Genomic DNA, 8,907 nt, shown 5'->3' with positions numbered 1-8,907 from the left:
TACGAACGCAAAGGGGTATGCGATTTGATGATGATCTGCGAGCCCAAACAGGGATTCCGCCAAGTGGACGTCACCGATCGGCGCACCAAAATCGACTTCGCCCACAGCATGAAACATGTGGCCGAACTCTATCCTGAAGCCGCCGTGATCCGTGTCGTGCTGGACAACCTCAATACCCATAAAGTGGCGTCCTTGTATGAGGCTTTCCCCGCCGAGCAAGCGCGAACTTTGGCACGCAAGCTGGAGTTCCACTACACGCCCAAGCACGGCAGCTGATTGAACATCGCCGAAATCGAATTGGCCGTCTTGTCGAACATATGCCTGTCGCAGCGGATACCGGACAAAGAGCGTCTACGCCGTGAAGTTGAAGCTAATGTCCGCGAGCGTAATGTGAAGGCTATCCCCGTCAATTGGCGTTTTACCACTCAACAGGCACGGCGGAAGCTGGCGCGGCTTTATCCTGGTACTTCATCGTGACTGACTACTAGTCTGAAACTTCCTGTGATGATTGGCGAACCGCTTTGTTTTGACATGAGCATCTCTAAGCTATTTTTTTGACGACCCCACAACGGGCGAGAAGGTTTGGGCCGAACAATCTATCCGGTCCAATGACTTACCTCCTAAATCGATGAGCCTAATGCGGAGGCGGTACCGGCATATACATAACGCCCCCACTGCCATAGGCCTGGGTATACCAACTGGTCCCGCATTGATAGTAAGTCACGCCTTTGACCACCGATGTGTTCGGGGTACAGGGTAGTCCTCCGTTACCGGAAGGAGGCGGTGCTGAATAAACCACAGTCGTTGAGGGTGCAGGCGCTGAAGACGTACTTTGCGAAGAATTCGATTGACCGGCGGCATAACCGGCAACCGCCCCGATAGCCGCGGAACCCACCGCTACAGCGGCGACTTCGCCATCGTCCCAATTGCTACTGTTGTTATTGTAGTAGCCGGAGGGGGGAGGCGGATAGTAACCGCCAGCGGGTGGTCGATAGGCTCCCTGATACTGCTGAGCGGTTTGTTGTCGCGTCTGGACGTTTTGATTCGAGTAATTCTGCCTCTGCGATTGGTTTTGGGACGTGGCCGCCTGCCGCTGTGCCTGGCCCTGGGCCGAATAATCCTGACGCTGGGCCTGATTGGTCGTGGAAGTAGATTGCCTGCTTTGCTGGGTCGCCGCCTTATTCGCGGAAGCAGCCTGAGCGCTTGCCGACCGGTTCGCTGAAGCCGACTGCGCAGTTTGGGACCTGTTTGCGGAAGCGGTTTGGGCGGCCTGTGAGCGACTGGATGCCATCGAGGCCGAAGCCGCCGAACTACCGCCACTCATCGAGCCGCGCCCGGCGCTGGACGAAAAACTGCCGCTTGCTGCTGCGCCGCCACGGGAAAAACTTCCGCCCCCACCCTGAACCGAGCCGCTGCCCCCGCGACCGCCACGCGCCAGGACGTCATCTGCCGAGCCCGTGAATATCACCAATGTGGCAGCCATTGCCGTCACCATCGAATTGAGTTTTATGTTCATTGTTTACCTCCGGTTTGTTCCGGGTTTTCTTTCCCGGCAGGAATGATGCTTGATAATTGCGCGGCAAAGGCAATCTTCCGGCTGTCCCCGGGCGGCGTGAATGCAAATTCGACATCGCTGACTTCCGGTGCCAGATTCCAATCGGAAAATTGCGCCCTAAACTGCGGTTGCCCCTCGGCATGCTTATAGGTCAGCACGACACGCAGCGGTAAGGGTTGAGCGCCTTCTTGAATCCAGACCTGATAATCCACGGTTTCGGTACGACCGGCCAAATGATGGCAAGGGACGCCGTGAATCGAGGTTTTTTCAACGTAGTCCACGGCCTGGGTGCGATTTTCGATTTCCGTGGGAAACCGGCTAAGCAGGAGCGCGGCAAGCGGCAAGCGCATATGCAGGTCTTTCAGAAGATAAACAACCGCCTCATCAATGCCTCCCGCCTTGGCCGTTTGCGCATAAACGTTTTGCGAGGGATTGAATACGGTCATATCCTTGCCGTCATAGAGAAATAGGTGTTTTTCGCCATGACTTTCCTCGATTTCAACGCGCAATCCGTTGGGCCGACTGACGCTAATCTTGCGCTTCTCGCCAAATTCGATCTTTTGACCGGACTCTTGCAAGGTGTCGTAGTTATCACTCATGGCAACGGTAAATTTCGGAGTTTTGGCGAGATAACCCGCCATACGCAGCAGAATGTCCTTGGCTTCGACAGGCTCCGGCCCTGCCGCTTGAGGTATGGCTGCCTGCGACGCCAATGTCTGCGATTGAGTCACGGCCTGATTTTCGGCACACCCGGCAAGCGTTGCCAGAACCGCTACGCATAGCGCGTTACGTATTCCCGTTTGTAGCATTTTAGTCATTGGTCACCTCCTTTAGGTGATGGCGTTAAAAATTGCGTTTTCATCGTAAGCATTGGGTGTGTCGATAGTCACCGATAAATCCGGGCGTGGTATACGAAAGCTATGATTGCCGTGCATCGACGCCCAAACCTTTTCAGCATCATTTCACTTCGACCGTGACTTTCTCGATCTTGCCGGTAAAGCGCGTAGCCGCACCTTCGCCTATTCCGGCTACCACCGGTGTAGAGTCATCGATACCCACATCAGCGGTCTCATCGGCGGAGAAGATCATGGGTTGGGTTTTTTCGATACGACCTTGCGCGAGTTTCCGGCCATCGACGGACAAGGTGCCCTTGCCGCCCTTGCCCAAACCGTCACCGTCGTAAGCAAAATCGAATACCAGCTTGGTTTTGCCTTTTGGCAAGGCTTCCTGAGCGCTGACGGTATAACTGTTCAGACCTAGAAAGTTATAGGTGTAGGCCGGTTTACCGTCTTTCACATACAAACTCCAGCCGCCAAAGCGTCCGCCCTGGGCGATGACGACACCATTGGCGCCCGCTTCCGGAATATCCAGTTCGGCGGTGATGGTCTTGGATTTGTTCTTGATGTTGAGAAATACGTTCTCGGTCATGCCGGTCATGCCTTGCGCCAACGTTAGTGAGGTACGTCCGGCCATTAGGTCGGGGCGGCCTACCAACTCCGCGTTGACGCGCTCAATCACACGATCATCGATAGGCAGCGCGTTGTTCTTCTCCGCTTCTTTCAAGAACAGGGCTTGCATTTCCTTTAGTTTCTTCGCTTGCTGCCCGGCCAAGTTGTTGATCAGGCTGAAGTCGGTTCGGGTGTCATACAACTCCCAGATATCCTCGGCGAGCGGTCGGCGCGGCGTCATCTCCCAGGGCGCTCTGTGGATAGTGCGGGCATACCAGCCGTCCTGGTAGATGGCCCGGTTGCCGAACATCTCGAAGTACTGGGTAGTATGCCGATCTTTCGCCTTGGCATCATTGAAGCTGTAGGCCATGCTGACCCCGTCCATTGGCCGCTGCTTGACGCCGTTCACGACGTTGGGTTCAGGCAGACCGGCGGCCTCGAGGATGGTCGGCGCAACGTCTATGACATGATGGAACTGTGTACGCAGTTCGCCTTTGGTCTTGATACCCTTCGGCCAGCGAATGGCCATGCCGACCTTGGTGCCGCCATGATCCGAGCCAACCTGCTTGGTCCACTGGTAGGGCGTGTCGAACGCAACCGCCCAACCGGCGGCCATGTGCGGGTAGGTTTCTGCGCTACCCCATTTATCCAGCATCTTGAGCATATCCGGTACCGTTTCCTGCACATGGTTGAAATAGGTCATCTCGCTGAACATGCCGTTGCGGCCGCCCTCGGCACTGGTGCCGTTGTCGCCGTACACGAAGACAACCAAGGTGTTGTCGAGCTGGCCGGTATCTTCAATGGCCTTGATAACCCGGCCGACTTCATGGTCGGTCATATCAACGAAGCCCGCGAACACTTCCGCCTGACGTGCGAAGAGCCGTTTTTCGTCGTCCGACAGCGAATCCCATGCCGGAATCGCCTCGGGTTTTGGCGCGAGTTTAGTGTCTTTGGGCACAGTGCCGTTTTCAATCTGCCGCGCCAGAATCTGTTCGCGCATCTTGTCCCAACCCTGATCAAATTTGCCCTGCCAACGCGCGATCCATTCCTTCGGTACATGATGCGGCGCATGCACCGCGCCCGGCGCGAAATAGGTGAAGAACGGTTTTTCAGGGGTCAGTGCCTTTTGATACTTGATCCAGGCAACGGCCTGATCGGTCATGTCGGTCATGAAGTGATAGCTCGGATCATTCGGCAGTTCGACCTGATGAGTGCCATCATAGATGAACGGCGCCCATTGGTTAGTTTCGCCGCCCAGAAATCCGTAAAATTTGTCAAAACCCTGACGAGTCGGCCAACGGTCGAAAGGTCCCGCCATGCTGGCCTCCCAAGCCGCCGTCTCGTGCCACTTGCCGAACGCTGCAGTCGCATACCCGTTTAAACGCAACATCTCTGCGACCGGCGCGACGTTGTTGGGAATCTGTCCGGTGTTGCCGGGGAAAGCAGTCCCCGTCTCGATAATCGCGCCCATGTTATTGACGTGATGGTTGCGTCCGCTTTTGAGCGCTGCGCGCGTCGGCGAGCAAACGGCGGTGGTGTGGAAGTTGTTGTAACGCACGCCCTCGTTGGCAATGCGCTCGAAGGATGGCGTGCTGACCGGGCCGCCGAATGAACTGGTTCCCGCGAAGCCCAAGTCATCAAGGAGCACGAGCAACACATTGGGCGCGCCGTTCGGCGCTTTCACTTCGAAACGTGGCGGCGCCTTGGCGTTACGGACATCGAGTTCCTTGACGGCCGCAACTTTAGGTTCGGCAAGGGGAAGAATCGTGCGATCGGGACCGTCACCGTTGGCAGGTTTGGTTTTGGCGATAGCCATTGGGTTATGTATCAATGCCAACGTCAGTACACTCGCATTTACCAATAAATACTTGTTCATATTTTCTGTCCTTTGTTCGGAAAACTTTTCAAGGATGGCTGGGTCGGGAGTTGGCAGGGAATAACTTCCCGAAGCCTGAACACACCGTTGCTACAGTCTGTCGTGTGAATGCGGCCTGACTCAATGGCGTTAAGTTAAGCGCTGTAGAAGCGGGCCATGCCCGCGATATTGGGGCCGTAATTTATAAGTTGCGCTTCATCATCGCGGGCGCGGCCCGCTCCTACGTAATGGCAGTGATCCGGATTTTTTGAAACGGTAAATCGGCGTGTTTGCTCTGCAACTCGGGATGTTGAATAAAACCGGCATCAGCTGCGGGCTCTACGGCCATGGCTTTAACGTCATTAGTGCCGGTGCGAATCGAACTGCAGCCCATAGCGGCTGCGATTAGAGCCAGCATCACCGGAAAAAATTGATAACTCTTCATAATGTGTTGTCCCTATAAATTAAAGTTGGGTTATTGTTTGAAACCTAGTGTTCAGTCAGTCTTGTTATGTCGTGTAAAGATTGTTTAGCTCAGCGTAAATCCGCTCATCTCATTCGACAAGCTCATGACAGGCTTTCGACAGGCTCAGGACGAACGGATTTACTTTTACCCGTCAAAATAGAATTGACTGAGTACTAGATCCTTTGGCGCGACTTTAAGTGGTAGATGCAGTCCGGTCATGCCTAATAGGTCAGCATAAAATGCGCCAATATTGGATTATTTTGAATGAAGACAAAAAAACCATATTAAATAGATAGATAGATTTCATTTAAAGAAAAGTCATCAAATAAACTTTTTCAAAATAACCCGATATTTCGTGGATTCCCCGAAAAACCGGTTAAATGAAATAAAGACGCATGAAAATACCTCGACATTCATATTCGTCGAATAGCAGCCTATTAGTTTTCGTGACTCAGCTATGGATTTATCCGGGGTTTTGGTAAATATCTTGAGCTGATTTTGAAAAAATTTGGCGAATAGATAGAAATTCGCTATTTTAAAATAAAGAGATTTTGAAAAGTGGGTATTCGACCAATACACCTGGATAGCTACCCGAGTCTTTTAATCCGCCCTAAACCACTTTTAATAGGCCTGTTTGCATGACAAAATTTGCCTTTTCACTCAAAAAAAGCCACATCTTTGCCGACTTTTCAAAACTGATCGTAATCAGTTTGATCGCGCTGGTAGTCCAGGGCTGTGCTACCCCGGTGGGCATCAAGCCAGTATCCATCCAGACGGGTTATCAGCTGAATACAGTCAGCGCCCTCTCGGCGGGTCAACCCTCCGAGGCTTCAAAAACGGTACTCAGGCGAAATGGACTGATGGACCGATTCGAGACCGAACCGGCGGTAGTGCTGGCTGAACTGCATGCAGGACTTGAACCCGTGGGCGACGAAAACCAACTGTTCGCGTTGGCTGAACTGTCATTGTTGCACGCCAAAAATACCGGTGATCGAAGCTATTTCCTGGCTTCGGCGGTCTATGCCTGGTCGCTGTTGTTTCCGGGTGACGACAGTGGTGTTCAACTTGCAGCTTCCGACCCTCGACTTCGGTTGACTTATGACTTGTATAATCAGGGACTCGCCCAAGGTTTGGCGACTTCAAGAGAGGGCGAAGAGATTGAAGTTCAGCTAAAACCTGGAAAATACAAACTCCCGTTCGGGACATTGAATATAACACTCGACAAATCAGGACTATCGTGGGGCGGATACCAGCTGGAACGGTTCGTCTCAACGACATCCCTCGCCATTCGAGGCTTGAGAAACCGCTATCGCAGCCCGGGACTGGGTGCCGCCCTTGCAGCGAGCATTTCGACCGGACCGGCATCGGCTAAAGTAGTCGGTTCGGAGCGCCTCGGCCCCCGCACCAAGGTGCCGGTCACTGCGATATTACGTTTCAGGCAAGCGCGAGCCGGTTTGGCCGGCGGAAAACTTGATGCTCAGCTTGAGGTATACGCAAATGATCGAGTCAGAACTATCAACGTTGATGGCAAACAACAACCTATCGAATCCGACCCCACCGCAGCGCTTGCTTACCAGCTGAATGACAGTCCGCTGTATGCCCTGGAAATTTCCAACTTTTTGAGTGGCGGTACGATCACAGGCCAGCTTCTCAAAGATCGGACTCAGGACGGTTTGTTTACGCTCCATCCCTACCGAACCGGCAAGATTCCACTGGTTCTGGTACACGGCACAGCATCGAGTCCTGCACGCTGGGCCGAGTTAATAAACGAACTCGAAGGCGACCCCCGTATCCGCGAGAAATTTGAAATCTGGCTCTTTCTTTACGACTCCGGGAATCCGATTTCGTATTCGGCCGGCCTATTGCGGGGTGCATTGACGAATGCGCTGCACGAGTTCGATCCCGAGGGTAAAGATCCGGCTTTGCAAAACATGGTGGTCGTCGGCCACAGTCAAGGTGGATTGCTGACCAAAATGACGGCGATCGATAACGGAGTACGCTTTTGGAACAATATCAGCAACAAATCGTTCGACGAAATCCATGTCGATCCCGAAACACGGGCGCTGTTGCAGCGCTCCTTGTTTTTCAAACCCTTACCCTTCGTCAAACGGGTGATATTCATCTCCACGCCTCATCACGGCGCCATGCTGGCAGCCCGACAATGGGTGACGGGTCTTGCCGCCAGATTCGTTACCCTACCCCAAACCGTGATCCGTGGCATTGCTGAAGCCGCTACCGCCACAGGCGACGAAAAATTAACTGCGATATTGGATAGACTGCCGACGGCAATCGACAATATGAATCCAAATAATCCGGGCCTGAAGATACTGGCAGCCATACCGATTCCGCCTCAAATACCGGCGCACTCGATCATCGCAGTCAAAGGTGACGGACCCAAGGAAGAAGGGGATGACGGGGTGGTTACTTATCAAAGCGCCCACATCGAGGAGGCGATTTCGGAGAAAGTGGTTCGCTGGGATCATTCCTGCCAAGGTCAGCCCGAGGTTATCGAGGAAGTTCGACGTATTCTGCTGGAACACTTGGCAGCTCAGAATGTGCTAAATGCACATTGAGAAATCGTGGATAAGGCGCCCCGGTTCCACCAATAAGGTGCCAGGGATGGATAGCTGCACAACGCAGAAACCGATGCTTCGCGGTGTCGCCACCGCTGTTAGCGATCCGGAAACAATTGATATTACCTGTCATCTTTAAATTTCCCGCTTGTTAAAAAAAATGGGGTGCATTTAAATAACGGCTGGTTTTGAACAAATACACTCGGATCTCCTCATTCAAGGATTGATCCGGGTGATTTTGGAACCCTGCAAACCCAGGCCGGCCATCAAGCCTTTCTGGCCGAATACGAAGGCATAGACATCGTCGCGTAGCGTGGTATTGGTGACTGTCCTGGCCATGCCTTCATCCAGAACCACGATATTCGGTCCCACGCCGACTTCAAATCCTCTATCACTATCGAGGCTGGCCAGTGCGCCATCGTTCATGAAAAACATCGCATAGCCAAAGGATTGCTGCACCCCGGCCTGTAAGCCGTAAGATCCGGCAACGATGTTGTAGTAACCGGTGGTTCGGCCTTTTTTACGCATGGCGCCTTTGCCGTATTCGGCACCGCCGATAAAACCGGCCTTGATCACGTTCGGAAACACCAGTATCCCCTTGGCATTTGCCGCCAGAGACTTGGCCGCAGGCGTGGTTTCGTAAAGTCTGGCCAGTGCGGCAGTGACTTGGTGATCGATCTGGGCGGCGTTGGCCATTGAGTCAGACTGGGAGCCGCCGGTGGACTGACAGCCGGTCAGCATCGTTAGTACCATCAGAAACAGACACATGCCTGGTCTGAAATATGGACGCTTTAAGACTGGAAGTGATATGCCGGATATGGATTGCAGAGTTTTCATAGTTCGTTCCTTGGTGATGTATAGTGGTTTAAAAGCTGGTTCGGTTACTTAGGAATATGGCTTGAAATAACTTCTCGATTATCCAGCCATCGATAAACTCAAAGCCAGGAAAAAGGCAGACGATTTATGCCTGTTTATCAGTCATTTTCTGAGCCAAAGGTTTAATAAAGTAT

Annotated in this window: 8 protein-coding genes; 3 read left to right on the top strand and 5 right to left on the bottom strand. The window is 53.1% G+C overall.

The annotated features are described in order from the left end of the window. Both Q8L79_RS06045 and Q8L79_RS06040 read left to right on the top strand, forming a co-directional pair. A partial coding sequence (locus tag Q8L79_RS06045) for a transposase (protein WP_305268989.1) occupies positions 1–276 on the top strand: 276 nt, incomplete at its 5' end. Then, positions 277–477 carry a hypothetical protein gene (locus Q8L79_RS06040; protein ID WP_305268986.1) on the top strand — a complete coding sequence of 67 codons (201 nt, stop codon included), beginning with the start codon at positions 277–279 and terminating at the stop codon, positions 475–477. Between the two features lie 157 nt (positions 478–634). Here Q8L79_RS06040 and Q8L79_RS06035 read toward each other — a convergent pair whose 3' ends face one another. From Q8L79_RS06035 to Q8L79_RS06020, 4 genes are all read right to left on the bottom strand, one after another. Further along, positions 635–1,516 carry a hypothetical protein gene (locus Q8L79_RS06035; RefSeq protein WP_305268983.1) on the bottom strand — a complete coding sequence of 294 codons (882 nt, stop codon included), beginning with the start codon at positions 1,514–1,516 and terminating at the stop codon, positions 635–637. After that, entirely contained in the window at positions 1,513–2,373 is an 861-nt protein-coding gene (locus Q8L79_RS06030) for a DUF2092 domain-containing protein (RefSeq protein ID WP_305268981.1), read from the bottom strand. The genes Q8L79_RS06035 and Q8L79_RS06030 overlap by 4 nt, the downstream gene beginning before the upstream one ends. 139 nt (positions 2,374–2,512) lie before the next feature. Further along, a complete protein-coding gene (locus tag Q8L79_RS06025) occupies positions 2,513–4,879 on the bottom strand; it encodes an arylsulfatase (protein WP_305268978.1) in 2,367 nt (788 codons plus the stop codon). A 220-nt stretch (positions 4,880–5,099) separates the two neighbouring features. Beyond that, positions 5,100–5,303, bottom strand: coding sequence for a hypothetical protein (locus Q8L79_RS06020; protein ID WP_305268975.1), 204 nt, complete (start codon positions 5,301–5,303; stop codon positions 5,100–5,102). Positions 5,304–5,962: 659 nt separating this feature from the next. Between Q8L79_RS06020 and Q8L79_RS06015 the strand changes: the two genes are divergently transcribed. Next, on the top strand, positions 5,963–7,897 hold the full coding sequence (locus tag Q8L79_RS06015) for a triacylglycerol lipase (protein ID WP_305268973.1): 1,935 nt from the start codon (positions 5,963–5,965) through the stop codon (positions 7,895–7,897). A gap of 216 nt (positions 7,898–8,113) precedes the next feature. On the opposite strand, the gene Q8L79_RS06010 is transcribed toward Q8L79_RS06015, so the two are convergent. After that, the gene (locus Q8L79_RS06010; protein ID WP_305268970.1) at positions 8,114–8,734 is read right to left on the bottom strand and encodes a lipid-binding SYLF domain-containing protein; all 621 of its coding nucleotides are present in this window, start codon (positions 8,732–8,734) and stop codon (positions 8,114–8,116) included. Between the last annotated feature and the right edge of the window lie 173 nt (positions 8,735–8,907).

The organism is Methylobacter sp. (assembly GCF_030680395.1).
Taxonomy (GTDB): domain Bacteria; phylum Pseudomonadota; class Gammaproteobacteria; order Methylococcales; family Methylomonadaceae; genus Methylobacter_A.
This window is presented reverse-complemented; position numbering and strand designations above follow the sequence as displayed.